19 protein-coding genes and 1 pseudogene are annotated in these 23,948 nt (G+C 60.1%); 3 read left to right on the plus strand and 17 right to left on the minus strand.

What is annotated here, in order from left to right; genetic code table 11:
• Positions 1-209 precede the first annotated feature (209 nt).
• The 6 genes from ACFFSY_RS23140 to ACFFSY_RS23165 all read right to left on the minus strand — a co-directional run bounded on the left by ACFFSY_RS23140 (position 210) and on the right by ACFFSY_RS23165 (position 4,219).
• On the minus strand, positions 210-1,043 hold the full coding sequence (locus ACFFSY_RS23140) for an alpha/beta fold hydrolase (protein ID WP_377498544.1): 834 nt from the start codon (positions 1,041-1,043) through the stop codon (positions 210-212).
• Between the two features lie 26 nt (positions 1,044-1,069).
• Entirely contained in the window at positions 1,070-1,411 is a 342-nt protein-coding gene (locus ACFFSY_RS23145) for a DUF1801 domain-containing protein (RefSeq protein WP_377498546.1), read from the minus strand.
• Between the two features lie 81 nt (positions 1,412-1,492).
• Positions 1,493-1,954 (minus strand): YciI family protein, encoded by a 462-nt coding sequence (locus ACFFSY_RS23150; protein ID WP_377498548.1) that lies wholly within the window; start codon positions 1,952-1,954, stop codon positions 1,493-1,495.
• Between the two features lie 96 nt (positions 1,955-2,050).
• Positions 2,051-3,262: an RNA polymerase sigma factor gene (locus tag ACFFSY_RS23155; protein WP_377498827.1), complete on the minus strand. Its 1,212-nt coding sequence runs from the start codon at positions 3,260-3,262 to the stop codon at positions 2,051-2,053.
• 38 nt (positions 3,263-3,300) lie between these two features.
• On the minus strand, positions 3,301-3,732 hold the full coding sequence (locus ACFFSY_RS23160) for a YciI family protein (RefSeq protein ID WP_377498550.1): 432 nt from the start codon (positions 3,730-3,732) through the stop codon (positions 3,301-3,303).
• 172 nt (positions 3,733-3,904) lie between these two features.
• Positions 3,905-4,219: a winged helix-turn-helix transcriptional regulator gene (locus ACFFSY_RS23165; RefSeq protein WP_377498552.1), complete on the minus strand. Its 315-nt coding sequence runs from the start codon at positions 4,217-4,219 to the stop codon at positions 3,905-3,907.
• Between the two features lie 178 nt (positions 4,220-4,397).
• Between ACFFSY_RS23165 and ACFFSY_RS23170 the strand changes: the two are divergent.
• Both ACFFSY_RS23170 and ACFFSY_RS23175 read left to right on the plus strand, forming a co-directional pair.
• Positions 4,398-5,324, plus strand: a pseudogene (locus ACFFSY_RS23170) (aldo/keto reductase).
• A gap of 35 nt (positions 5,325-5,359) precedes the next feature.
• A complete protein-coding gene (locus ACFFSY_RS23175; protein ID WP_377498554.1) occupies positions 5,360-6,232 on the plus strand; it encodes an NAD-dependent epimerase/dehydratase family protein in 873 nt (290 codons plus the stop codon).
• 81 nt (positions 6,233-6,313) lie between these two features.
• On the opposite strand, the gene ACFFSY_RS23180 is transcribed toward ACFFSY_RS23175, so the two are convergent.
• From ACFFSY_RS23180 to uxuA, 7 genes are all read right to left on the minus strand, one after another.
• Entirely contained in the window at positions 6,314-7,195 is an 882-nt protein-coding gene (locus ACFFSY_RS23180) for a carbohydrate ABC transporter permease (protein ID WP_377498556.1), read from the minus strand.
• Between the two features lie 19 nt (positions 7,196-7,214).
• Positions 7,215-8,093: a carbohydrate ABC transporter permease gene (locus tag ACFFSY_RS23185; protein ID WP_377498558.1), complete on the minus strand. Its 879-nt coding sequence runs from the start codon at positions 8,091-8,093 to the stop codon at positions 7,215-7,217.
• Between the two features lie 256 nt (positions 8,094-8,349).
• Positions 8,350-9,726: an extracellular solute-binding protein gene (locus ACFFSY_RS23190; RefSeq protein ID WP_377498560.1), complete on the minus strand. Its 1,377-nt coding sequence runs from the start codon at positions 9,724-9,726 to the stop codon at positions 8,350-8,352.
• A 213-nt stretch (positions 9,727-9,939) separates the two neighbouring features.
• Positions 9,940-10,722: a response regulator transcription factor gene (locus ACFFSY_RS23195; protein ID WP_377498562.1), complete on the minus strand. Its 783-nt coding sequence runs from the start codon at positions 10,720-10,722 to the stop codon at positions 9,940-9,942.
• The gene (locus ACFFSY_RS23200; RefSeq protein ID WP_377498564.1) at positions 10,719-12,455 is read right to left on the minus strand and encodes a sensor histidine kinase; all 1,737 of its coding nucleotides are present in this window, start codon (positions 12,453-12,455) and stop codon (positions 10,719-10,721) included. The genes ACFFSY_RS23195 and ACFFSY_RS23200 overlap by 4 nt, the downstream gene beginning before the upstream one ends.
• A 242-nt stretch (positions 12,456-12,697) precedes the next feature.
• Positions 12,698-13,546, minus strand: a complete 849-nt coding sequence (locus ACFFSY_RS23205; RefSeq protein ID WP_377498566.1) for an SDR family oxidoreductase — start codon at positions 13,544-13,546, stop codon at positions 12,698-12,700.
• Positions 13,543-14,631: a mannonate dehydratase gene (gene uxuA / locus ACFFSY_RS23210; protein ID WP_377498568.1), complete on the minus strand. Its 1,089-nt coding sequence runs from the start codon at positions 14,629-14,631 to the stop codon at positions 13,543-13,545. The genes ACFFSY_RS23205 and uxuA overlap by 4 nt, the downstream gene beginning before the upstream one ends.
• A 131-nt stretch (positions 14,632-14,762) precedes the next feature.
• Here uxuA and ACFFSY_RS23215 point away from each other — a divergent pair, with 131 nt between their 5' ends.
• Positions 14,763-15,665, plus strand: coding sequence for a helix-turn-helix domain-containing protein (locus ACFFSY_RS23215; protein ID WP_377498570.1), 903 nt, complete (start codon positions 14,763-14,765; stop codon positions 15,663-15,665).
• Positions 15,666-15,846: 181 nt separating this feature from the next.
• Here the strand turns inward: ACFFSY_RS23215 and ACFFSY_RS23220 are convergent, their stop codons facing one another.
• The 4 genes from ACFFSY_RS23220 to ACFFSY_RS23235 form a co-directional block, all read right to left on the minus strand.
• The gene (locus ACFFSY_RS23220; RefSeq protein ID WP_377498572.1) at positions 15,847-17,538 is read right to left on the minus strand and encodes a methyl-accepting chemotaxis protein; all 1,692 of its coding nucleotides are present in this window, start codon (positions 17,536-17,538) and stop codon (positions 15,847-15,849) included.
• A 320-nt stretch (positions 17,539-17,858) separates the two neighbouring features.
• Positions 17,859-18,596, minus strand: a complete 738-nt coding sequence (locus ACFFSY_RS23225) for an MBL fold metallo-hydrolase (RefSeq protein ID WP_377498574.1) — start codon at positions 18,594-18,596, stop codon at positions 17,859-17,861.
• 287 nt (positions 18,597-18,883) lie between these two features.
• On the minus strand, positions 18,884-22,672 hold the full coding sequence (locus ACFFSY_RS23230; protein WP_377498576.1) for a GH32 C-terminal domain-containing protein: 3,789 nt from the start codon (positions 22,670-22,672) through the stop codon (positions 18,884-18,886).
• A gap of 372 nt (positions 22,673-23,044) precedes the next feature.
• The gene (locus ACFFSY_RS23235) at positions 23,045-23,929 is read right to left on the minus strand and encodes an ROK family protein (RefSeq protein WP_377498829.1); all 885 of its coding nucleotides are present in this window, start codon (positions 23,927-23,929) and stop codon (positions 23,045-23,047) included.
• Positions 23,930-23,948: the final 19 nt, after the last annotated feature.

A 23,948-nucleotide genomic window follows, 5' to 3' on the forward strand; every position in this document is an offset into this window, starting at 1 on the left:
GACTGCACAAAGGCGGACGGTGTCCGTGGGATTAAGACGTGCAGCTTTCGCTTGCCGATAATCAGCTGACGCAAGCCGCAGTGGACCGCAAAAGGCAAATGGCGCTACAGGGATAAGACCCTGTAACGCCATTTTTTGTGCAATTAGGAGGCATGTTGCCCATGAATCCGACATCCGAACTGAGCGGTCGTACGCTTGAGCGTGAGACGCTAAATAATTTTCCTGTTCGCGGCATGGTTAGAGCCGAAGAATGCCGCAAGCTCAGGCGCAATGACGCCGGTATTCAGCTTCTTCGTATGGCCAAGCCCTTTCTTGCTGAGAAGCCGGGCATTCGGTAAGACATCCGCCAGCGCTTGCGCCCCGTGACGCAGTCCGGGCGGGCTCTCCGTGCCTTCCAACACGAGCGTCGGGATGTTGACATGGCTCCATTGCTGCGCAGGAAGCGGTGTTCCGTCCATATAGCCATCCAGCAAAGCCGCGTCATAGGGAAGCGTGTGCGCGACCGCCAGCAGCTTGGACCATACGCCCGGCATCATGCGCATCATGGCGACGACGAAAGAAGGAGCGCCCATGCCGGCTACCATGAAATACTTGATGGCCTCTGCCCGTTGTCCAGCCTGAATGAGCCGATGAACATGAATTGCAAAATCTTTCGGCGGCGTCCGGTCTGTCGGCTGAACGACGAAAGGAGGCTCGTGAAGGGCCAGCTTCGCGATGTTCGCCCCTCGCGCTGCAGCATGCAGTGCAAGGGCCGCGCCGGATGACAATCCCCATACGTACGCTTCCCCGCCAGCCGCCTCGATGATGGCCTTCAGATCCTCAATTTCCCGCTCAACCGCATAATCCCGGGCATCGCCGCTGTCTCCGCGACCCCGACGGTCGTAATTGTAGACGGTGAACTGCGAAGACAAGCGGTTTGCCAGTTCAAGCTGTCCCGGGAACTTCCGATAGCTGAATGCGCCGGCCGTCAGAATAAGCGCCGGCCCCTGGCCTGTTTTGTCATACGCGATGGGAGTCCCATCCTTCGAAATAACAATGTTCATATCGAGGAAATCTCCTTTACCACGTGTTAAAGTCCTTCGGAAGCTTGAGCGACCAACGATGCAAGCAAATCGACGTCGAGCTCCTGATCTTTTTTCGCCTTAATCGTTTTGCGTTCCGGCGGTCCGTCGAACAGACCCTCGGGCAAGACCAGCTCACCCGCATTGAAAATAGTGAAGCTCACGGCATCCTTCGAGATGGAGATGACCGCGGCGTACTTGCCATTTTTCAAAAAATGCGGTTTCTTGTATTGAATCCGCTCCTGCACATCCGGAACGGATTGGTGAACGGCATCCCGAAGGCGGGCTGCCAGTTCGGCCTGCCACGGCTCCTGAATCGCTTCGATAAATTGGGTTACTTCCGGGTTCATAGGGGTCACATCTCCTTTAAGTAGGGTGCAATCCTTTGATCGGATTTGCCGCCCTTTATCTACACGACGAACGGAGAACGATCAGATCGACAGGCTGGCAAAAAAGATTGCGTCTTTTTTCAGTTTTGCCGCAAACACCGGTAAATCCGGCGAAGCCGCTGTCTCCGCGGCCGCCCCGACGCTTGCTTCATAGCCGGCCAGCTGGCGCAGCTCGATCTGCCCGTCGCCATAACCGTTCGGGTCCGGCATCTGTTTGGCCCACGCAACAGCCTCCTCCAGATCGCTCACCTCGATCACGGTGAAAGCTGCAATGAGGTCTCTTGCTTGGTCAAAAGGTCCGGGCTGGACCACCGCCTCCGCTTGTTGAGCCGGGAATGAAATTCGGATCCCGCTTGCGCTTGGCGTCAGTCGTTCTGACGCAACCAGTACGCCATGCTCCGCCAGACGGGCATGGAAGGCATCCATCGCCTCCGCCAGTTCCCGTTTGCCATTGACGCCTGCTTCCGAGAAGCAAGTCGCCTTGATGATCAGTATAAACCGCATTCGTCATGCCTCCATTCCAATGGTAGAACGGCAGCCGTCTTTGCTGCCGTATCTATTGGAGCGACGAATGGGAAGGCAGGAACTCGACATCTCGCATCATGATTGGTTGCATTCGCCGGCGCGTTTGCGCAGCAGGTCGCGTTCCCGCTCATTGCCCGTCATGGCCGCAGCCCGTTCGAAGGCTGCCTGCGCTTCCTCGTAGCGGCCCAGCTGGAACAGGAAATCGCCCTGCACGCTCGGCAGCAAATGATAATGTTGGAGCGCGGGCACTTCAACCAGCATGTCGGCAAGCTGAAGACCGAATTCGGGACCGAATGCTTTGCCGATCGCGACTGCCCGGTTTAATTCAACGACCGGAGAAGGCAGCACGCGCGACAAAGCCTCATATAGGGCGGCAATGCGGACCCAATCCGTCTCCGCTTCGCTGCGGGCTTCGGCATGGCAAGCCGAAATCGCCGCCTGCAGCGCATAAGGCCCCAACGGCCGCCCCTGCGCTCTGGCCCGTTCGAGTGCAGCCAGCCCGCGGCGGATAAGCAGTGGATCCCAGTCCGCGCGGTTCTGGTCCATCAATCGGACTAGCTCGCCATTGCGGTTCACCCGGGCGCGCATCCGGGACGACTGCAGCTCCATGAGCGCGACAAGCCCGTGCACTTCGGCCTCCGCAGGCGACATGGCGGCCAGAATCCGCCCAAGCCGCAGCGCTTCCTGGCAGAGCAGCGGGCGTATTAGATGTTGACCGGCCGTCGCGGTGTACCCCTCGTTAAACATCAGATAGATGACTTCCAGCACGGTGGGCAGCCGTTCCTTGAACGCTTCCCCGACCGGCGTCTCGAACGGAATCTGCTTCTGGCTGAGCGTCCGCTTCGCCCGCACGATCCGCTGGGCGATGGTCGGTTCGGGGACGAGGAAGGCGTGGGCGATCTCGTCGGTCGTCAGTCCGCCGAGCAGGCGAAGCGTCAGGGCTACGCGCGCCTCTTGCGAGAGTACAGGGTGACAGGTCGTAAAAATAAGCCGGAGGAGATCGTCGCCGATCTCCCCGTCCAGTAGACGATCCACGTCCTGCTCGGTGTAAGGCAGGCTGCTGCGTCCGACTTCCTCGAGCTTCTCCTGATACCGCTTATTCCGGCGCAGCAGATCGATCGCGCGGCGCTTGGCGCTGGTCATGAGCCAGGCGCCGGGATTGTCCGGGATGCCGGTTGCCGGCCATTTCTCCAGGGCAATGACCAGCGCATCCTGGGCCAAATCCTCCGCAATCCCGACATCGCGAACGATTCGCGCGAGCGCCGCGATCAGTCTCGGCGATTCCATGCGCCAGATGGCCGCGATCCGCTCGCTTGCGGCCGCCCTCACGATTGAGACTTCTCTACCTGTTCGCGAATAGCGGCTTCCCGCGCCAACCACTCGGCATCCTGCGTCAATTCCGTCAGATCGAATACTTGGCGCAGCTCGATCTGGCCCTCGCCAAAGCCGTGCGGGTCCGGCATCCGGAGTGCCCATTCGATCGCTTCTTCCCTCGATCTCACCTCGATCAGCGTATAGCCGGCGATGATCTCTTTCACTTCCGTGAATGGACCGTCCGTCACTTTCGGCTTGCCGCCGGGCTCCGGGTAGGAAATCCGGATCGCGCCCGAGCTCGGATGCAGGCCATCTGCGGCTAGCAGCACGCCTGCTTTCATAAGCTCCTCATTATACCGCTGCATCGCCTCGAACATCTCCTGGCTTGGCATGACGCCGGCTTCCGAATCCTTCGTTGCTTTGACAACCATCATAAATCTCATCTTGATCGCCTCCTAAGATTGAATGGGGTTAATGTGCTTTCATATAGTCCGACGAAGGGCGGGAGCTGAAATCGACAGGGAATACAAAAAAATCTCTAGATTTTTCTGGCTTACCATTTCGTCATGCAGGAAGAAGACTCCTCTCCCCTTGGCTGTTGAGCATATCGGCTGGCTAAGCCCAGTCGCGTCCCCACTTCTTCATCTCGTGCAAAATGCCGCTGAACGCTTTCCCTTTATCCGTCAGATGGTACTCAACGGTTGGCGGAACGGTGGCATGAATTTCGCGGATGACGATTTGATTCTCCTCCAGATGCCGAAGCGTTTCGGTCAGCGACTTGGAGCTGATGCCGGGAATGGCGCTCTTCAGCCCGGTGAACCGTTTTGTATCATGAAAGAACAGCTCCCGAATGACGAGAAACGACCATTTGCCCCCGATGATCCGCAGCGATTTCTCGATGGCGCATTCATATTCTTCCGGATGTCCCATGGGCGGATGCCTCCTATGCGTTTGGTGAGAGATTTCGATAACGATTTCCCCGCTGCATGCCGCTTCTCCTGCCAATAGTCACCCCAAGGTAACAAACTACGGCAAAAGTGCGTACTTCCGTCCATCGCGTCCTATCGGATAAGATAACGGCAGAGTGCTATTCCAAGGAGGTTCGCGTTTGTTCACGAGAAAGCTTGGCAAGACGGGGATCGAAGTTTCGGAAGTCGGATTCGGCGCATGGGCCATCGGCGGTGACGCCTGGGGGCCGGTCGATGACGCGCAATCGCTGCGGGCGATGGAGGCCGCGGTCGAGCTGGGCGTGAACTTCATCGATACGGCGGATGTATACGGCAACGGCCGGAGCGAGAAGCTCGTGGCGCAGCTGATTGAAGGACGGCGAGACAAGCTGGTCATCTCCACCAAAGGCGGGCTGATGGGCCATCACCGCGATCCGCAAGGCAAGCCTGTCTATGACCGTCCATCCAAAGTCGTGGAAGCCTTCGAGAACAGCTTGCAGCGGCTGAAGACGGATTACATCGACGTCTACTTCTGCCATCTCTGGTGGGATAAGCATGAGGAGACGGAAGCGTTCATGCAGGCGTTCGAGCAGCTGAAGCGCGATGGCAAAGTTAGAGCGGTCGGCGTCTCCACCGAAAATTTCGATTACATTAAGCATTTCAACCAAGGCGGCGGACTGGATGCCGTTCAACTCGACTACAGCATTTTGAATCGCGCCGTCGAGCCCGAGGTGCTGCCTTATCTGCACGAGCATGGCATCGGCGCAGTTGTACGCGGACCGCTGCGGATGGGGATCTTGACTGGTTAATTCAATGCGGGAACGGAGTTTCCGGAAGGCGACATCCGGAGAAACTGGCCGAAGGAAGCCTGGTTCGCAGACAATCTCGCCAAAGTGGAAGCGCTTCGGCCGCTTGCGAACGAACAACGCACCTTATCGCAGTTGGCGCTTCGGTATGTACTGAATCATCCGGCGGTTTCCGTCGCGATACCGGGTGCGAAGACCGCGGAGCAAGCGGCGCAGAACGTATCCGCTTCGGTGCGCCCGCTGCTGACGGATGATGAGGCAACCGCAATCGGAAGCATCTGATCGAGGAACGTAGAACAGAGGAGGAGAAGCCAGCGATGAACGTACTTGTAACCGGAGCATCCGGCAATGGCGGACAGGCCGTATGCCGCGCGCTGCTGCAGGCAGGCCATCGCATCAGGATGGCGGACGTGATGCCCTCGCAGGCGGCAGACCTGGCAACGTCGGAATTTGTCCGATGCGATACGCGGACGGCATCGGACGTCCGCCAGGCGGTTCGCGGCATGGACGGCGTCATTCATCTGGCTGCTTGGCATTGCGCCCATCAGCCGCCAGTTAGCGACGATACGATTTTCGCGGTCAATGTCGACGGCACCTACAATGTGCTGGAAGCTTGCCGGCAGGAAGGCATCCGTTCCATCGTGTACGCCTCGTCGATGGCTTATGGCTGGTGGTCCGTCTACGGCGTCAGCAAGGTGATCGGCGAAGATCTGTGCCGAGCTTATCACGAAATGACGGGCGCCTCGATCGCGATGCTTCGTTATCATGAATTCATTCCGCGCCCGTATTTGGAGTTCGGCGCGCGGCTGCTGCGCAACGGCGTCGACCGAAGAGACGTCGCTTCGGCGACGGTCAAGGCGCTGGAAGGCGCGGACAGGCAAGCCTTCGGCTTGTTCCGCACGGTCGTCCATACCGACCATGGGATGCCCGAGCAAGTGCGGGCGGATTTCGCCCGTCACGGGCTGGACTGGTGCGAACAGCAAGTACCCGGCTCGTCGGCGCTGTTGGCGAAATACGCGATTGAGCTGCCGGAGGAGGTCGAGCAGCACGATCTGTCGGAAGCCCGGCGCATACTGGGCTGGCAGCCTCAAGTCGGGTTTGCCGATTTCCTGAAGGACTTGAAGCGAAGAGATGAGCTCGGTATTGACGTAAGCGGACTTATCGTGCCATCCGAGCTTCCGCAAGCATGAGAGCGTCTGCTGCAAGATGCAGAACAAGCGGCTGTGCGAATGTGCACAGCCGCTTGTTCGCTGCGGCGTGCGCCGCGAGCGTTACCCTTTGACCGACCCGGCCGTCATCCCTTCGACGATCCGGTTGCTCAGGACGAAGAACACGATCAGAATCGGCAAAATGCTGATCATGAGCGTCGCGCCGATCGCGCCCCAATCCGTCGTATACTGGCCGATGAAGTTCTGGATGCCGACGGTGAGCGTCTTTAGGCCGTCCGAGCTGATGAACGTGTTAACGAAGACGAATTCGTTCCAGTTGTAGATCATGTTGATGATGACCGTCGTCGCGATCACCGAGGCCGTCATGGGCAGGATGATCTGGAAGAATATCCGGTTGACCGAGCAGCCGTCCATGACCGCCGCTTCCTCGACCTCGCGCGGGAGCGTCTGATAGAAGCCGAGCAGAATCATGATCGTCAGCGGCAGGTTGAAGGCGGTGTACGTCAGAATGATCGACAACGGATGGTCCGTCAGGTTCGCCTTCATGAACATTTGGAACAGCGGAATGAGCGTCGAGTGGATCGGAATCATGATGCCGACCATGAACAAGCCGAGCACCGGCTTCTTCAGCTTCCAGTTCATCCGCGTCAGCGCGAACGTCACGAGGCTGGCCAGCAGCACAGTCAGCACGACCGCCGCCACCGTGTACCACACGCTGTTGAAGAAATACCGGCTAATGTTGCCCTCGGTCCACACCTTCGCGTAATTCTCCCACTTGGGATCGGTCGGCAGTGCGAACGGCGATAGATTGAACACTTCCTGGTTGTCCTTCAAGGAGAAGAACAGCAGCCAGATCAGCGGAAAAACTTGCAGAACGGCGATGATGCCCAGTACAACGTACAGGAGCGCCATGCCGACGGTGCGGCCGACAGGGCGGCCCGCGGTGCGCGCGGCCGAACCTGGTGCGGCTAATGTTTGTGCCATAATAAGGTCGCTCCTCTCCTTATGAATATTGTATCTCTTCCCCGGCGGTCAGCTTACGAATCAGCCATGTCACGACAAGGCAGATGAGCAGCAGGAAGAAGCCGATCGCACTGCCGTAGCCGAAATCGAAGCTGCGGAATGCTTGGTGGTACATATAGGAGGCCATCACTTCGCTGGACCCGTTCGGACCGCCGTCGGTCATGACATAGATGAGGTCGAAATACTTGAGCGAGCCGACGATCGCCAGCACGATCGTCATCTTCGAGACGCTTGCGATGAGCGGCAGCTTGACGCGCAGCGCGATCTGCAGCGGGTTGGCCCCGTCGATGCGCGCCGCCTCGACGAGCGAGGACGGGATGTTTTTCAGCGCCGCGTAGTAGATCAGAATATAGAATCCGGCATACTGCCAGATGATCGGGATGAAAATCGCGAGCAGCACGATGCGCGTATCCGACAGCCACTCGATCGTACCATCGAAGCCGAGCGAGGCGAGCAGGCTGTTCACGACGCCGTTCGTTGGGTGGTAGATCTTCAGCCATAGCTGTGCGATCGCAACCGACGAGAGCAGCATCGGAATCAGGTATATTTTGCGCAGCAGGTTCGCGCCCTTGATCTCGCCGGATAGGACGAGCGCCACCGCCAAGTACGCGAGCAGGCTCAGCGCGGAGAAGAGCGCGAGCAGCAGCGCGTGGTAGGCGCTCTGCCAGAAGGCCGAATCCTGGACGAGCCTGCTGTAATTGTCGAGACCGACGAATTCCATGGCGCCGATGCCGTCCCACTTCATGAGGCCATAATAGCCGGTGAGTACGATCGGCACGTAGATCAGCGCGAGCACGAGCGCCAGCGCAGGCAGCACGTACAGCGCGATCATTTTTTTGTTCGACATGACATTATCCATTCGAGACACGCTCCTTCGGGTGAACGTTACGCAGCCCTGCGCCGAGTCGAGGCAAGCCAGGGCAAGCGCCTTCACCGGTTGCCGGTTGCTGCATTTTTACGGGACAACTGCACGTCCGCGGGGCGCGATTTCGCGCGATTTCGCCCCGGTAGCGGACTTTTTGGGTGCAGAAAAGGACATATCGCGCACCTAAGGGGGATATGTCCTTCTCCTCAGTTCCTGGATTCCTTGTTACCTTGCGATTATACGGCTGCGGTTACTTGCCCGCTTCCTGCTTCAGCGCCTCTTCGTGATTCTTCGCGAAGTCCGCCGGCGACACTTCCTTGCCGAACAGCGCCTGGATCATATTCAGGTGAGTCTGCGCGACGGCCGGGCTCATCTGCACGTCCGCGAACAGCGTAATGTTGCTGGCCTTGCCCAGTTCGTTCAGAATGTCGATGTACATTTGCGGCAGCTGTCCTTTGGACGTGTCCACCTTAGTCGCCGGGATGACGCCCGCCTTGGTGACCGACTGCTCGCCCCACTTCTCGACGAAGAACTTGACGAACTTCTTCGCCTCCTCCTTCACCTTCGAGTTCTCGGCGACGAACAATCCGACGCCCGGTCCGCCGACCCAGCTGTCGATGTTGCCCTTGCCGCCTTCGATCGTCGGGAATTTGAAGAAGCCGACGCTGTCGCGGAATTCCTGCGGAATCGATTCGTTCGTCGTGAAGTTCGGCAGCTCCCACGTGCCCATCAGGTACATGGCCGCTTTGCCGTTCAGGAATTCGGATTTGCCTTCATCGTTGGAGAGACCGTTGAAGCCTTTGTTGAACGCGTTGCCATCCACGAGCGCTTGCACGTCCTCGGCCGCCTTCACGAGGCTTGGATCCTCGAACGAGCCGCTCCGGTCAATCGCCTTCTTGAGCGTCTCCGGTCCGCCCAGCCGATCGGCCAGGTACATGTACCAAAGCGAGCCGGTCCAGCGGTCCTTGTTGCCAAGCGCGATCGGCGCGATGCCGTTGCTCTGCAGCGTCTCGACGATCTTCTGGAAGTCGGCGTACGTCTGCGGCACCTCAAGATTGTACTTGCTGAAAATTGCCTTGTTGTAGTACACGGGCGCAATGTTGAGCTCGAGCGGCAGCGCGTACGTCTTTCCGTCCACTGCGTATGCCTCGGTCGTGCCGGAGACGAACGTATCTTTCAGCCCGCCTTCGAGCGTGTCGTCGAGCGGCGCGAACAGCTGGCCTTTGACGTACGGCGTCAGGAAGCCCGCGGCCCACGTCATGCCGACGTCCGGCAGATCGTTCGAGGCGGAGAGCACCTTCAGCTTGTTCTTGTATTGCTCGTTCTCGAGAATCTCCTGTTTGATCGTCACGTTCGGGTTCGCTTCCTGGTACTGGGCGATGATATCGTTGACGATCATGTTCTGCTGCTTGGAGCTGCCGGCCGGCCACAGATGCATCATCTTGAGCGTGACTTTCTCCGCCGAGCCCGTGTTGCCGCCCGCATTGCCTTCCGCTGGCGCGTTGCCGCCCGCATTGGATCCGCCTGCCGCATTGCCGTTGTTATTGCTGCTGCCGCACCCGGTCAGCGCCAGCGCGGAAGCGAGCGCGACGGTCATCGCTACGGTTAATGGTTTCTTCTTGAACATGTTTTCTTCTCCCCTTGTCGCTAAGGATAGCGGTTACATTTCCAATGATAGCGCTTCATACACCGCTCAGGTAAGGTCACGGCGATTAGGGAAAAGTCCGATATTTTTAGGTGGCCAGAAGTCCGGTGAAAACAAGCTGCCTCCGGTCGATTTGGGCTTCCACTCGCTGTTCCATCTCCATATCGATCCTCCGGCATCTTCTTCACCGGACTTCTACCGTTCCGGCAGATCCTTGCGGTACTGACTCGGCGTCATGCCCTCGTATTCCTTGAACAGCGTGATGAAATATTTGGCCGTCGCATAGCCGACCTCTTCGGCGATGTCCGCGATCGGCATGCCTGTCGAATAAAGCAGCTTTTTGGCCGCCTGCATCTTGCCGCGCACGACGAATTCGCTGAACGTCATGCCCGTCTTCTCCTTGAACAAGGAGCTGAAGTAGCTGGCGTTCAGATGGACATGCTCGGCCACCTCGCGCAGCGTCAACGCCTGCTTCACGTTCGCCTCGATGTAGCGGATCGCCTCCTGGATCGGCTGCGGCACGAGACGGTCCTCCTCGCGTATGGCGACGAGCTCCTTGTCCACGATTTTCTCCATGGCGCCCGTCCGCACCCGATCCTTCGCGATTCGCAGCGCTTCCTCCACCGCCTCCAGCAGTTTCGCCTTCTGCACCGGCTTGAGCAGGTAGTTGACGACCCCCAGCCGAATGCCCTCCTGCGCGTATTCGAACTCGGAATAACCCGAGAGCAGGATGACGACGGGGTCGCTCCCGCCCTCGCGGATCGCCTTGATCAGCTCCAGCCCGTTCATCTCCGGCATCCGGATATCGGTCAGCAGCAGTTGAATCGGCCGCTTCGCCGCGATGTCGAGCGCCTCGTCGCCGTTCTCAGCCGTCACGATCTCGCAATCGCTGGCCACCCACGTCTCCAGCGTCTTCTTCAGTCCTTGCCGCGTCCGCGGCTCGTCGTCCACGATCAAGATCGTCGTGCCGTTCCTCATGGCGCACCTCCCGGTATTTCGAATCCGACGACCGTGCCTTCCCCGGGGACGCTCGCGATCGTCAGCCCGCCCAGCTCGTCGTCTTTATAATACAGCTGTATCCGCTTGTTCACGTTGGCCAGCGCAAGCCCGCTGCCCTTGCCGGTCGAGAACCCGCCCGAGCCGAGAGAGCGCATCAGCTCCTGCACGAGCGCGCCGTCCATGCCCGGTCCGTCGTCTCTCACTTGGATCGTCCACTTCCCGTCCTCTGATGGAGTAATGACGAGGGAGACCGAGCCCGGCCCCTTCTTGTTCCCCGCGCCGTGCAGAATCGCGTTCTCGACGAGCGGCTGGATGAGCAGCTTCGGCATCCGCACGGACAAGCACGCCTCCGGCGCGTCGATCCGCCACGCGAGCTCCTCGCCGAAGCGCAGCTTCATCAGCGCCATATAACGCTCGACATGCTCCAGCTCCTCCTTGACGCTCACCCACTCGCTCTGATTGTCGCTGCCGATCGTATAGCGGAACAGCTCCGACATCGCCACGACGAGATCGGCCAGCTCTTCCTCGTCCTTCTCCTGCAGCGCCCAGTAGAGCGCCTCCAGCGTGTTGTACAGGAAATGCGGGTTGATCTGCGCCTGCAGCGCTTTCAGCTCCGTCCGGCTGCGTACCAGCTCTTTCTCGTAGATGACTTGGATGAGATCGTTCATATGGCCGACAAGCCCGTTGTACGTCTTCGTCAGCTCGTTGAGCTCCACCGTCGAATGCATCTCGGGACTTGGCCGCAGCTCGCCGAGCCGCGCGCCGCGCATCGTCTTGATGAGCCGCAGAATCGGCCGGGTGATCATGGCGGAGAGGAAGAACGAGCAGACGAGGCAGATCAGGAACCCGACGGCCCCCGAGACGACGATCGCCGTGCGCAGCACGTTGATGCCCTCGGTCAGACTGCTGACCGGCGAGAGAATGACCAGCTTCCAGCCCGTCAGCTCCGAGCGGCGGTCGACCCGGATGTAATCCTCCTGGCCGAGCGTCAGCTGCCGCTGCCCCGCCGCACTCAAGTCAAGCGCCTCCGCTCCCTCGTAATTGGAGGCGATTAACGCTTCCCGCTCGTCGAACAGCATCATGTACTCCCGGCGGCTGTCCTCATTCTCGTCGCCCAGCTGGAAATAATCCCGGTTGATGCGCACGAGCAAGTAGCCGCCGTTCTCGAACCAGTGATCCATCAGCCTCACCTGCCGCAGAGCCAGAAAATAAGACGGGTCCCGCGGATCCTCCCCAATCCAGACCAGCCGGCCCCTCGCCTCGTCCGCCTGACGCACACGGTCCGGGCCGATGCGCGTGACGAGCGTCGTATCGTCGAGCGGGAACAAGCTTCGGCTATCGGCCGTATACAGATCGAACGCGTTGATGCCATCCGAATACACCTGGAACGTGCCGACGCTCTGCATGACGGACTGCCGCTGCTGGAACCCCGCGTGAATGCCTTTCGCCTCCTGCTGAAGAAGCTGCTGCACGTCGCCGGTCGTCATCACCTGGCTGGACAGCATGTCTACCTGCCGGTAAAGCGTTTCCAATCTGCCGGTAGCTTCGAACGCGGTCTGCTGCAGCTGGCGCTCCGCGTTGTTCGTTATAAGTGCGGACACCCGGTTGTAGGTGACCAGCCCGACGAAGCAGAGCACGAGCGCCATGACCAGGAGGCAGACCGCCAATATTTGATTGCGAAGCGTGTTGTGATTGTGAAGCCAAGCCCGCATGCGTTTCCTTCCTTTCGCCCGCTTAGGTCCTCATTCATGGGAATGTGCTTAATTATAGGGGCGTCACAGCCGTAGCGACAAGACCTTTACAGGAAAAATGTACGTGCGTACAGAAATTACCATAACGACCATTCCCCTTTTCTAAGCAGCAGAAAAACCCTGCCTCGGCGGCAGGGTTGAAAGGTTGAAAGCTTCACATTGAGTCTGGACAGCATTCCGGGAATATCGTTCGAAAAGCGCCATCACACCCCCGAATACGCCATGAATCCGCCATCTACCGGGACGGTCACGCCGGTGACGAAGCCCGAAGTCTCCGAGTCTGCGAGCCACAGCAGCGTACCGAGCAGGTCTTTCGGATCGCCGAACCGGCGCATCGGCGTGTGGGCGATGATCTTCCGGGAACGCTCGGTCAGCGAGCCGTCCTCGTTCGTCAGCAGCCGGCGGTTCTGCTCCGTCAGGAAGAAGCCCGGGGCGATCGCGTTCACCCGGATGCCCGCCTCGGCCATATGCACGGCCAGCCACTGCGTGAAGTTGTCGATCGCCGCCTTCGCCGCGCTGTAAGCCGGCACCTTCGTCATCGGGCTAGGCGCGCTCATCGAGGAGATGTTGATGATGACGGCGCCTTCGCGCTCGGTCATCCCGCGGCCGAACACTTGGCTTGGGATCAGCGTGCCGAGGAAATTCAGATGCAGCACGTCCGTGAAGCCCGCCACCGTCAGGTCGAAGAACGTCTTCACCTCGGGATTATCCAAGTCGGCCTGCTCGAAGATCTCCTTGCTCGTGATGCCGTCCGGATGGTTGCCGCCCGCGCCGTTGACCAAGATGTCGCACGCGCCCAGCCGCTCGCGCACCGTCTCCTCCGCCGCCGCGACGCTCGCTTGGTCCAGCACGTTGCAGGCAACGGCGATCGCCTCGCCGCCAGCCCGCCGGATATCCACCGCGACCGCTTCTCCCTTCTCGACCGTTCGATTCAGCACCGCAACCTTAACGCCGTGCGCCGCCAGTTCCTTCGCCATCGCCGAGCATAACACGCCGCTGCCGCCGGTAATGACCGCGACGCGGCCGCTCAAGCTCTCATGCCGTCCGCTCATGCGTGAACGCCTCCCGTCCTATTTTGGTTACCTCGCTTCAGGGCATCCCAGATGCCCCACAAATACATGATGCCAAGCGCCCGATCGTACAGTCCGTATCCCGGTCTGCATTGCTCCTCCCAAATATGACGGCCGTGGTCCGGCCTGGCGTAGCCCGCGAAGCCGCTCTCGTGCAGCGCCTGCACGATGCCGCACATATCGACGGTGCCGTCTTCCGCGCGATGCGACGTCTCGATGAAATCGCCGTTATCGTACACCCGCACGTTGCGAAGATGGGTGAACGGGATGCGGCCCGCGAATTCGCGCGCCATCGCCGGAATATCGTTATCTTGACGAACGCCGAGCGACCCGCTGCACAGCGTAATGCCGTTGGCCGGACTGTCCGCGAAGCTGAGAATGGCCCGCAGATCCGCCGCATTCTTGACGATGCGCGGCAGGCCGAACACCGAATACGGCGGGTCGTCGGGATGGATGGCCATCTGGATGCCGCACCGCTCCGCCGTCGGAATAATCTGCGCAAGGAAGTAGCGGAGGTTGTCCCGCAAATCGTCTTCCGACACATCGCGGTACGCGTCGAACAGCTCGCTTAATCTTGCCAGACGCTCCGGCTCCCAGCCGGGCATCGTGAAATCCGGATTGCCCGCGATCGTGCGGACGAGCTCCTGCGGGTCCATCGCTTCGATCTTCGCCTTCTCCAGGAACAACGCGGTCGATCCGTCCGCTAGCTCCTTATGCATATCCGTGCGCACCCAATCGAATACGGGCATGAAGTTGTAGCAGATGACTTTGACGCCGACGCTTGCGAGCTTCTCGATCGTCTTCTTATAGTTGTCGATGTACCGCTCCCGCGTCGGCAAGCCGAGCTTGATGTCTTCGTGGACATTCACGCTCTCCACCACTTCCAAATGCAGGCCGTGCGCATCCGCCAGCTCCTGATAAACCCGGATTTTGTCCATCGGCCACTCTTCTCCGGCCGGCACGTCGTGCAGCGCCCACACGATGCCTTCCACGCCGGGAATCTGCTTGATCTGCCGAAGCGTTACCGTATCGTTGCCTTCGCCATACCACCGAAATACCATTCTCATCGTCTAAGGCCCTCCTCTTTTGCGCTTGCAATTCCGTTATGCCGTTTTATACTAACGCTATATAAGTTGAACAAAATTGCGGAGAGGCGTAAGTTCAACGCGAGATTACGCGACATGGAGGCCGTGACCGCATGACGTACATCCAACCGATCGATCTCAAAGAAACGCCCCTATATTACGCGCACCGGCGCACCAGCACGAACGCCGAACAGTTCCAAGGCACGTTCCACGCCCATCAAGGCGTCGAAATTCTCCTCGTGCACGAAGGCCGCGGAACGCTCATTCTCGACGGCGTCCAATACGAGGTTGGCGCTGGCTGCATATGCGTCTTTCAACCCTACCAGCTGCATCATGTCCAAATGGAGCTGAGCGAGGAGCAGCCCTTCGTGCGCTCCATCGTCCATTACGAGCCATCCTCCTACGACGCCTACCTGACGCCGTGGCCCGCGCTTCAGACCTTCTTCCGGCATCTTCACAAAGGAAAGCTGGCCGCCCACGTCTGGCTGGAGCCGGACCTGGAATCGGTCGCAGGCACGCTGCTGGACTTGGACGAGCGATGCCTCGGACTGCCCCGGGACCGGCGCATGGAGGAATGCTCGCTCTTCCTCATCGCCTTCTTCCGCGTCTTGAAGCCGCTGTGGGAGAAACGCCATCAAGCAGCCAAGCTGGAGGAGCTGCGCAAGCCTCATCAAGCCGAGCGAATGATCGAATGGCTCGATCATCATTATCGGGAGCCGCTGCGACTTACGCGAATGAGCCGTGATCTGCATCTGTCGACCTACCACTTGTCGCACTTGTTCAAAGCGAGCACGGGCAGCAGCATCACCGACTATTTGACCGCCAAGCGGATGCAGCAAGCCGTGCTTCTCTTGCAATCGACCGACATGGCGGTCGCCCGAATCGCGGAAGAAGTCGGCATGATGAGCGCTTCCCACTTCTGCAAAGTATTCAAGGACCACTATGGCATGACCCCGTACCGCTACCGCAAGCGGTGGAGCGAGCAGCCCTTGGTCCGGAAGACCGGCCGTCTCTAGTGAAATCGTAGCAAGCGGCGGCGGTCGGCGGTGCGGGCCGGTTGCGCAAAAATGCCGCCGCGTTGCGGCGCCGACGCTTCGTGAGCATCAGCTGTTACAACAAACAGGCCATGCTGGACGGCAATCGTCCGGCATGGCCTGTTCGCGTGCGACTTCCGCGTTCTACGCGGAAGGTAACCTCTTAAATTTTAAATTCGCGCACCTTGTCGTTCAGCTTGTTGGCGATGTCCGCCACGTCCTTGGACGCGCCGGCAATGTCCTTCACCGTGGACGTCTGGGCGTCCGCCGACGCTGCCGCTTCCTCGGAAGCCGTCGCCGACACCTCGACCAGGCGGTTAATGTGGTCGATCGCGTCCATGACCGCTTGCGAGCTGTCCGCAAGCGTCTCGAGCGTCCGCTTCACGTCTACCGTGTTCGCCTCCGTCGACGCCGTCATCGCGACAATCTCCTTGAGCGCCTGCCCGCCGAGGGTAATGATCTCGACCTGCTCCTCGACCGACTTCAAGTTGTGCTCCATCGTGCCTACCGTCTCATTCGTCTCCGCTTGCACGTCGTCGATGAGCGCGCGGATCCGCTCCGCCGACTGCTTCGACTGCTCGGCCAGCTTGCTGACTTCCGAGGCGACAACGGAGAATCCGCGCCCGTGCTCGCCGGCACGCGCCGCCTCGATCGCCGCGTTGAGCGCCAGCAGATTCGTCTGGCTCGCGATATCCGAGATGACGTGCACGATGCCGCCGATCTCCGACGACCGCTTGCCGAGCTTGTGAATCGCGTCCGTCGCGAATTCGACCGTCTGCGTCACGGTCGACAGGTTCGCGATCGCGTTGTTGATCGCTTCGTCGCCGCGCTTCGCCACTTCCGCCGCGGCAACCGCTTCGCGCAGCGTGTCTTGAATTTTATGTCCGCCGCCTTCAACTTGACGCAGCGTCTCCTTCATCCGGTACTGGATCGAATGAGCGTATTCCGATTGCTCGGTTGCGCCTTCCGCGACGCTGTGGATCGCGCCGGCGACCTCCTGCGAAGTCTGTCCGGTGCGGGAAGCCGCTTCGGACAAGGAGACGCTGTTCTCCTTCAACTGAACGGACATGTCCCCCACCTGCGTCATCATCTCGCGAAGGCTCAACCGCATCCGCTCGAACGAATCCGCCAGCTGGCCGATCTCGTCCTTCGACTTCGACTGCACCGATAGCGTCAAATCTTTGTCCGCGATCTGTCCGGTGACGGCCACCAGTCCGCGAATGCTCTTCATGACCGGACGGCTGATCAAGTAGCAGAAGATTAGCGCGCCGACCAGAACCAGAACGCTGATCAAATAGATATTGCCCTTGAAGTCGTTGGCCATCTTGTCGAACGGGGTGGACGGCACGCCGACGTACAGAATGCCGACGATCGCGCCCGCGCCGTCTTTGATCGGCTTGTAGATCGTCTGATTGACCGTGCCGACGACATCCGCTTCCCCGACATATACTCCGCCCTTCTGAAGCACGGCCGCGTTGACCGCTTCGGATACTTGCGTGCCGACCGCCCGCTTGCCTTCTTTCAGCACATTCGTCGTGACCCGTGTATCGTGCAAGAAAATTGTGACCGTATCGCCGGTAAGCTTACCGACCTCGTCCACGAATTCGAAATTGTCGTTTAGCAGCGTGGTCCCCTTGTAAAGCTGATCGCCTTGCGCCGACCACTCGCCCGGAATCCTTAATTCCAGATATTTCTCCGTAAGCGCCATGTCAGAGGCTAGCTTCTCTTGTGCTGCCAGGACCAGCTTGTCCTTGACCGCGCCGCCGACGTAGAAGTTGAGAATGATCGCGAACAAGGCGAGCACCACCGCAAGCGCCAGCATTAGCTTGGTGAGTAAGGAATTACGAATCTTCATTGTTCTGTCTGCCCCCCGGGTAGAAATTTCGCCGCATAGCAAATCGCACAATCTTGCCAAGCGACTCTACTATCCACTGGATTTATATCGGCCGCGAGGGTCTAGCATATTACAGTAGTAAACAAAAAAAGGCCTCGCCTGTTCGCATCGCTTGCAGCGGGATGCCGAAAGCGATGGCAGACGTGAACCCTCTTGCATGCGTTATACTTGCATGACGATGGCAGGCCGGGAATAATCACATCGGAAATCACACAATATATAAGAAAATAACGCTCGCTCTCGGCAAGCGACTGCAATTCGAACGCAATTCAGCTGCACGTCTACCTCTCGCAATTCTGAAGCAGCTTCATAATCGCGGCATGGACATCTCCCTGATAACGGCCCCCATGATAGCAAATAAGCTCGTCGATCTCGTAATCCAGCATGCGCCGGACGGAACGGACCGCTTCCTCGAGATCGAGCGTATACTGCGGATTGGCAATCGCAAGCTCGCCTTCCTCGATCACGACGGCATCGGCCGCGATCATCGTTCGGCTTGCGGGCAGATAGAGCGAAATATGGCCGGGCATGTGGCCGGGCGTATGGACGACCTCGATGCCGTCGCACCACGGGAGTCTCTCGCCGGAAGCTGCTGTACGATCGACGGGAACCGGCTCGATCGTGCCGAGGAAGGCAATGAAGCCCGAAGCTGCTTCTTTCGCATCTTCCGGCAGAGCGTCATACGAGGCTTCCGCCTGCGCAAGTCGCAGCGACTTCGCGGCCCCCGCGATATAGGGCGCTTCCGTTTCGTGCGCGATAATTTCAATATGCGGATAAGTACGCTTCACCTCGGCCGCCGAGCCGATATGGTCCATATCGTGGTGGGTCAAGATGACGCGTGTGAGCGACGACAGCGCCACGCCGTGCTTCGCCGCAGCCGCTTCCAGCAGCTGCACGGACTGCGGATACCCGCAATCGACGAGAATCGTCTCGGTGTCGTCTCGCACGATAACCGGCGACAGCTGCTGACCCTGATCACCGCCCGGGATAGGCAAGTCTAATACATAAATGTCGTGCATGGAAAATTCTCCTTTCGGACGGAACGGATCGGACGGACGACCGGTGTCATGGCTGTCCTCCTCGCATTCCGAAGTCGCTCCCATTGAGCATTGTTCGCGCAAACCGGAAGCCCCTTCACTGTATATGGTTGCATACACGCTGGCAAGGGATGGTTTGGTTATAATCGATTGATGCCGAAATAGATCTAGCAGCGGTGTTCCGTATACTCATTAGCAATTAGGTAACCGGACTGAACATCAGTGCGTTGCATGAAGAAGCCCTGACCAGCTCGGTCAGGGCTTTTCGCTTATTCTTTGGTCTCCAACCGCCATTTCTGCCGATCCAGCGCCGAATCTTGAGCGTTCAACGTCAAGCCATCCCCGGTCTCGGCCGCTTCGAGCGCTTTGCCGTTATGGGCCGAGACGATGCTCACCGCGCCGTCCTCGTGCCGGCGAACGAGCCAGCGCTGATTGTCGAAGCCTAAGTACGCGTAGAGCTGGATTTTGTTCTGACCAACATCCAGATCGAGCGCTTGGCCTTCCGGCGTACGAATCGAAAAGGAGCCCTGATCGTCGCCCGTCGGCACGAGCACCCAAGTCTGGCCGCTTGCGCCGACCTCGGCATCCTGGATAGCAACAGGCTCTCCGTTTCGCGATACCGCGGCGTAGAGAAGCTTGCCGACTCCGGCATTCGCAATGCTGACGCGCTGCAGGTTCGCAGGCCGCAGGTCGGTTGCGTACACGTCCTGGTAATACGCCTGACCGCCGAATGCGTTCACGCCGAAATACCCCTCCGAGAACGTCCCGTCCTTCAGGTCGATGATTGGGGCATCATCCACGTATACTTGCAGTCGCGGCCCTTCCGCCACAATCTTCACGCGGTACGTCCGACCCGGCTGCACGAAGGCCGGCACCTTCGCGAGCACCTGCCGGTCGGCGAACGCGCCGTCCGACTTGTAGAACAATCGGAACGCCTTCATGTTCGGATCGAGGTTGAAATAGTACCCGCTGCGTCCGTCCCGGCTCGCGCGGAACAGCAGCGAGCCTGCTCCGCCGGTCTCGCCGAGCCGCATGTTCGCCTCGTAGGTGAAATCTCCCGCCTGCTCCTGCGCCATATAATTGGCGTCGCTGCCATAGCTGCCCCGGATGCCGTACGCCGTCTCGATCCATCCGGACGCAGACAGATCAGCTTGCCAACCTGTCAGATTCGTGCGAAACTCGCCATCCGATACCAGCACCGGCACGCTTGCCGACGTCTTGCCGTTCGGTGTCGAGACCGTGACGAACGCCTCGCCTACGCCAGCCGCCAGAATGACCGCCTGCTTATTATCCGCTGCATCGATCCGTACGACGGCTGGGTTGGAAGAGCGCCATCGAAGCGGCTGCGCGCCGCCCCGCTTGCCGCCGTCGATCGCCGCACGCAGCGTCTGACCGCTCCCGAGGCTCAGCTCGCGGACGGCGGTGTCCATCATAACCCGGGCCGATTCGTCCGCCGCTGTGCGCCATACATTGGACAGCGCGTACACCTTCAAGGACACCACGTTCACGCTGCCTCCTTTGGCGTAGAAGCGCATGCCGCGGCTTGCGGGGTCCGGGAAGATCAGGTCGCTGAAGACGACCGTGCCATCGCCGGCGAACAGTTCGACCGACGACTCATCCACGAAGATGCGCAGCTTGACGCGGCCGTTGCTTGGCGCAAGCGGCGCCTCGTGCCGGGTGGAGAACAGATTCGAGAAGTCGGTCACGCCGGAGGCCGAACGGTCGACGATCATCCGCGCGCCTGCGACGTCATAAGCCAAGTCGGTATGCTCCTCGGCGCCCTCGCGAAGGCGGAATCCGAATTCCTGCACGCCGCTTCCCGACGGAATGGCGATCTCGGCTTCGATCTCGTAGGCTCCGCTCGTCAGCCCCTCCAGCAAATTCGCGCTACTCGGACGAACTTCGCGGTTTACCGCCGAATAGATTTCGCTTCGCAGCGATTGCAGCTCCTTGACCGGCGCCTGCGCTAGCCGCAGCCCTTCGTTCGTCCGTTTGAGCGTCACCTCGCGCGGCAGCGAAATCTCGCCTTTCCAGCCCGCGGTCGGGAACGCGAACGGGTAGTCCCAGTTCGTCATCCAAGCGACCATGACCCGGCGATCGTTCGGCAGTCCGGCGAAGGACATCGAAGCGTAGAATTCTTTGCCGTAGTCGGTGCGAAGCACGCTGCCAGCCGGGTTGTCGTTGACGAATTTGCCTTCAGGCGTCAATGTACCGACGAAATATTCGGCGTCCGAGCCTTGCGTCTTCGGATTGGCGCCGGTGCTGATCATGAGCACCCACTTGGTCTCTCCCGTCCCCTCGACCTTCATCGGGAACAAGTCCGGACATTCCCATACCCCGCCGCGGACGTAATTGCCGTAGCCGAAGTTATCGGTCAGACTCCAATCGAGCAGGTTGGTCGAGGTGAAGAATCGAACGTGATCGCCGCCCGAGACGACCATCACCCAGCGGTTGTTCGCCGCGTCGCGGACGACCTTCGGGTCGCGGAAGTCCCAGCCGCCTAGATCGTCGCCCTGCTTGCCTGGATTCTCGATAACGATCGGGCGCGTTGCCGGATAAACCCACGTCCGGCCCCGATCGGTGCTGGTGGCGATGCCGATTCGCTGGTTGCCGCCCGGCAGATCCGGATTGAACGACGTATAATATGCGATAAGACCTTTGCCGCCCGAGGCCGTGAATAACCCCGAAGCGTTGCTGTCGTCCGCGATAGCCGAGCCGGACCAGACATGCCCCTGATCGTTCCACGGCAGCGCGATCGGCAGCCGCTTCCAGTGCACGAGATCCGTGCTCACCGCGTGCGCCCACGTCCCGCCGTCTTGATGGAACAGATGATATTCTCCTTCGTAATAGACCAGCCCGTTCGGATCGCTGGCCGACCCGCGCGCCGGGCTGTAATGATAGGCCGACCGGAATGTCTCCGTGTAATAATTGGCCGCCGCCGTGATGTACATGTTCTGAAAATATGCGCTACCCGACGACACCGACAGGCCGGCTTGTCCGACGGCGTAACTGCCGTCGGTCACCGCCAACGCAGCTTCTGCGTAGCCATCGACATGCACCTGGATCCGGCTGCCGACCGCGCTGATCTCCACATGATGCCGTGCACCCGGCTGCGAAAGGAACGTGCGTGCCGAAGACGCGATGACCGTGCCGCTGGCCCGCTTCAGTTGGACGCGGACTTGTCCGTTCTCCCGGCGCAGCGCGACCGCATACCCCGTCAGCCCCTTCTCGTCGCTGCGGATGCGCAGCGACGCCTCTGCCGTATCCGAACCGAACGCAACGTCGCCTTCGTACACGAAGTCCCGGTGGCTGGCTCCGTAGATTTGAATGGCTTGCTGCGATGCGGTTCCCGTACCTTTGGCGCCTCGAAGATCCGGCTGCCATAAGCCGGCTCGATAAGCCGCCGTGCCGAGATTGCCGTTCAGCCCGCTCACGCGTACATTTTGGAACACCGCCGAACCGTCCCATACGTGCAAGCCGAGCAGGCCCGAGCGGTAAGCCGCGTCCTTCACGTCGATGATCGGCTTATAGCGGTCGCCCCAATAGACCTTGAGCGCGTCGCCTTCGGCCTTCACCTTCAGATGATAGATGCCTCCGGCCGCCAAGCTCGCCTGCCGCTCCTCGAACAGCCCGCCGCCGCGCGCGTCCTTCAGCCGAATCAGCCCGGCTTGCGGCACGAGCTGCAGCATGTAGGAGGACCAGCCGTCCCCATCCGAACGGAACACGAGCGTCGCGTCGGCCTTCATGTCCGTAATCTGCACGTCGGCTTCGTAGACGAAGTCGTCCGCGCGCGTAGCCGACAGCGCGATGACGTTCTCCTTCGGGTCGGAAGTCAGCACCAATCCCTGCGTCGTATCCTCCAGTCGGCCTTTCCCCTTGATGGTCCAGCCGGCCAAGTCGCTATTCGCTTTGGTTACGCTTACAAAAATAGACGTATCCTCCTCTGCCGTTTGATTGACGGCCGGCTCTTCCGCTGCCATAGCAACAGCCCCGAGCGGGGCCGAGCCGAGCAGCAGCGCAAAAGCCAGCAGCGCGGGCATTCCTTTGTTCCATGACATCCTTACGCACCCCTATTCGATGAATTAAGAAGGGCTCCGCCCCTTTGACCCCACATTTGTTGTTTCCTCCCCCTTCCCCCTCCGCCGAGGGGAACCAGAGGACTTCGCCCTCTGGACTCCCTTTTTCGTGCTGGCACGTTTGTTCGCGGTTGGCGGGTGGGTTCAAGCTGGCACGCTTTTGTCCTCGCGGACAAAGCTTCATGCGTGCGCTGCTCCCCCTTCCACCGCCGCCGCAATGCTGTCAGGTTAAGAAGGGCTCCGCCCCTTTTCGTGCTGGCACGTTTGTTCGCGGTCGGCGGGTTGCTTCGAGCTGGCACGCTTACTGCGCAGTGTTGTTTGTTCGCGTACGCCGCATTGCGGCAAGCCCTGCGCCTAGCCCGCTGCCCCGTTCAGCGCCGCAAGACCCAACGCCACCGCGCCGCGCAATCCCGCTTGCTGACCGAGTCCCGGCGGTACGATGTAGCCGTCGATATTCTCAAGAATCTCGCGAGCGCTCACATAGCCGTTCAGGTTGCGCTTCACTTCCGCGCGAATGAGCGGGAACAGCTGGGCCTGCTGCATGACGCCGCCGCCGAGAATGACCTTCTCCGGCGAGTTGAGCAGGACGGCGCCCGCGATCGACTGCCCGAGATAGAACGCTTCGATCGCCCAGGCCGGATGATCCGCCGGAAGCTCGTGTCCCTTCGCTCCCCAACGCGCCTCGATCGCAGGACCTGCCGCCATGCCCTCGAGGCAATCGCCATGATACGGACACCGACCAGCGTAATTATCGTCCGGATGGCGCCTTGGCAGCGTATGCCCCCCTTCGGGATGAATCATCCCGTGCACGAGCCGGCCTTCCGCATAGACGCCGATGCCGATGCCCGTGCCGACCGTGTAATACAAGCAGCTGTTCAAGCCGCGGGCCGCGCCCCACGTCGCTTCGCCGAGCGCCGCCGCGTTCACGTCGGTGTCCCAGCCGCACGGCACGCCGAATTCGCGCCGCAGCGCGCCGAGCAGGTCGACATTCGACCAGCCCGGCTTCGGCGTCGTGGTGACATAGCCATAGGTCGGGCTCCCGGGCCGAAGATCGATCGGCCCGAAGGAGCCGACGCCGATGGCGTCGATGCCTTTATCCTTGAAATAAGCGATCGCCTGGCCGAGCGTCTGCTCGGGCCCTTCCGTCGGAAAGCTTATAGAGTCTTCGATCTCGCCCCTCTCGCTGCCGATGCCGCAGACGAACTTCGTGCCGCCTGCTTCGATTGCGCCGATACGCATCATATGTCCGCCGCCTCCC

Origin of the sequence: Paenibacillus aurantiacus (genome assembly GCF_042431225.1) — a bacterium.
GTDB lineage: Bacteria > Bacillota > Bacilli > Paenibacillales > Paenibacillaceae > Paenibacillus_Z > Paenibacillus_Z aurantiacus.

Excerpts from the sequence above, each read along its gene's own strand:
- ACFFSY_RS23140 (WP_377498544.1), bottom strand. The coding sequence starts at position 1,043 with ATGAACATTGTTATTTCGAAGGATGGGACTCCCATCGCGTATGACAAA.
- ACFFSY_RS23145 (WP_377498546.1), bottom strand. The coding sequence starts at position 1,411 with ATGAACCCGGAAGTAACCCAATTTATCGAAGCGATTCAGGAGCCGTGG.
- ACFFSY_RS23150 (WP_377498548.1), bottom strand. The coding sequence starts at position 1,954 with ATGCGGTTTATACTGATCATCAAGGCGACTTGCTTCTCGGAAGCAGGC.
- ACFFSY_RS23155 (WP_377498827.1), bottom strand. The coding sequence starts at position 3,262 with ATGGAATCGCCGAGACTGATCGCGGCGCTCGCGCGAATCGTTCGCGAT.
- ACFFSY_RS23160 (WP_377498550.1), bottom strand. The coding sequence starts at position 3,732 with ATGAGATTTATGATGGTTGTCAAAGCAACGAAGGATTCGGAAGCCGGC.
- ACFFSY_RS23165 (WP_377498552.1), bottom strand. The coding sequence starts at position 4,219 with ATGGGACATCCGGAAGAATATGAATGCGCCATCGAGAAATCGCTGCGG.
- ACFFSY_RS23175 (WP_377498554.1), top strand. The coding sequence starts at position 5,360 with ATGAACGTACTTGTAACCGGAGCATCCGGCAATGGCGGACAGGCCGTA.
- ACFFSY_RS23180 (WP_377498556.1), bottom strand. The coding sequence starts at position 7,195 with ATGGCACAAACATTAGCCGCACCAGGTTCGGCCGCGCGCACCGCGGGC.
- ACFFSY_RS23185 (WP_377498558.1), bottom strand. The coding sequence starts at position 8,093 with ATGGATAATGTCATGTCGAACAAAAAAATGATCGCGCTGTACGTGCTG.
- ACFFSY_RS23190 (WP_377498560.1), bottom strand. The coding sequence starts at position 9,726 with ATGTTCAAGAAGAAACCATTAACCGTAGCGATGACCGTCGCGCTCGCT.
- ACFFSY_RS23195 (WP_377498562.1), bottom strand. The coding sequence starts at position 10,722 with ATGAGGAACGGCACGACGATCTTGATCGTGGACGACGAGCCGCGGACG.
- ACFFSY_RS23200 (WP_377498564.1), bottom strand. The coding sequence starts at position 12,455 with ATGCGGGCTTGGCTTCACAATCACAACACGCTTCGCAATCAAATATTG.
- ACFFSY_RS23205 (WP_377498566.1), bottom strand. The coding sequence starts at position 13,546 with ATGAGCGGACGGCATGAGAGCTTGAGCGGCCGCGTCGCGGTCATTACC.
- uxuA (WP_377498568.1), bottom strand. The coding sequence starts at position 14,631 with ATGAGAATGGTATTTCGGTGGTATGGCGAAGGCAACGATACGGTAACG.
- ACFFSY_RS23215 (WP_377498570.1), top strand. The coding sequence starts at position 14,763 with ATGACGTACATCCAACCGATCGATCTCAAAGAAACGCCCCTATATTAC.
- ACFFSY_RS23220 (WP_377498572.1), bottom strand. The coding sequence starts at position 17,538 with ATGAAGATTCGTAATTCCTTACTCACCAAGCTAATGCTGGCGCTTGCG.
- ACFFSY_RS23225 (WP_377498574.1), bottom strand. The coding sequence starts at position 18,596 with ATGCACGACATTTATGTATTAGACTTGCCTATCCCGGGCGGTGATCAG.
- ACFFSY_RS23230 (WP_377498576.1), bottom strand. The coding sequence starts at position 22,672 with ATGTCATGGAACAAAGGAATGCCCGCGCTGCTGGCTTTTGCGCTGCTG.
- ACFFSY_RS23235 (WP_377498829.1), bottom strand. The coding sequence starts at position 23,929 with ATGCGTATCGGCGCAATCGAAGCAGGCGGCACGAAGTTCGTCTGCGGC.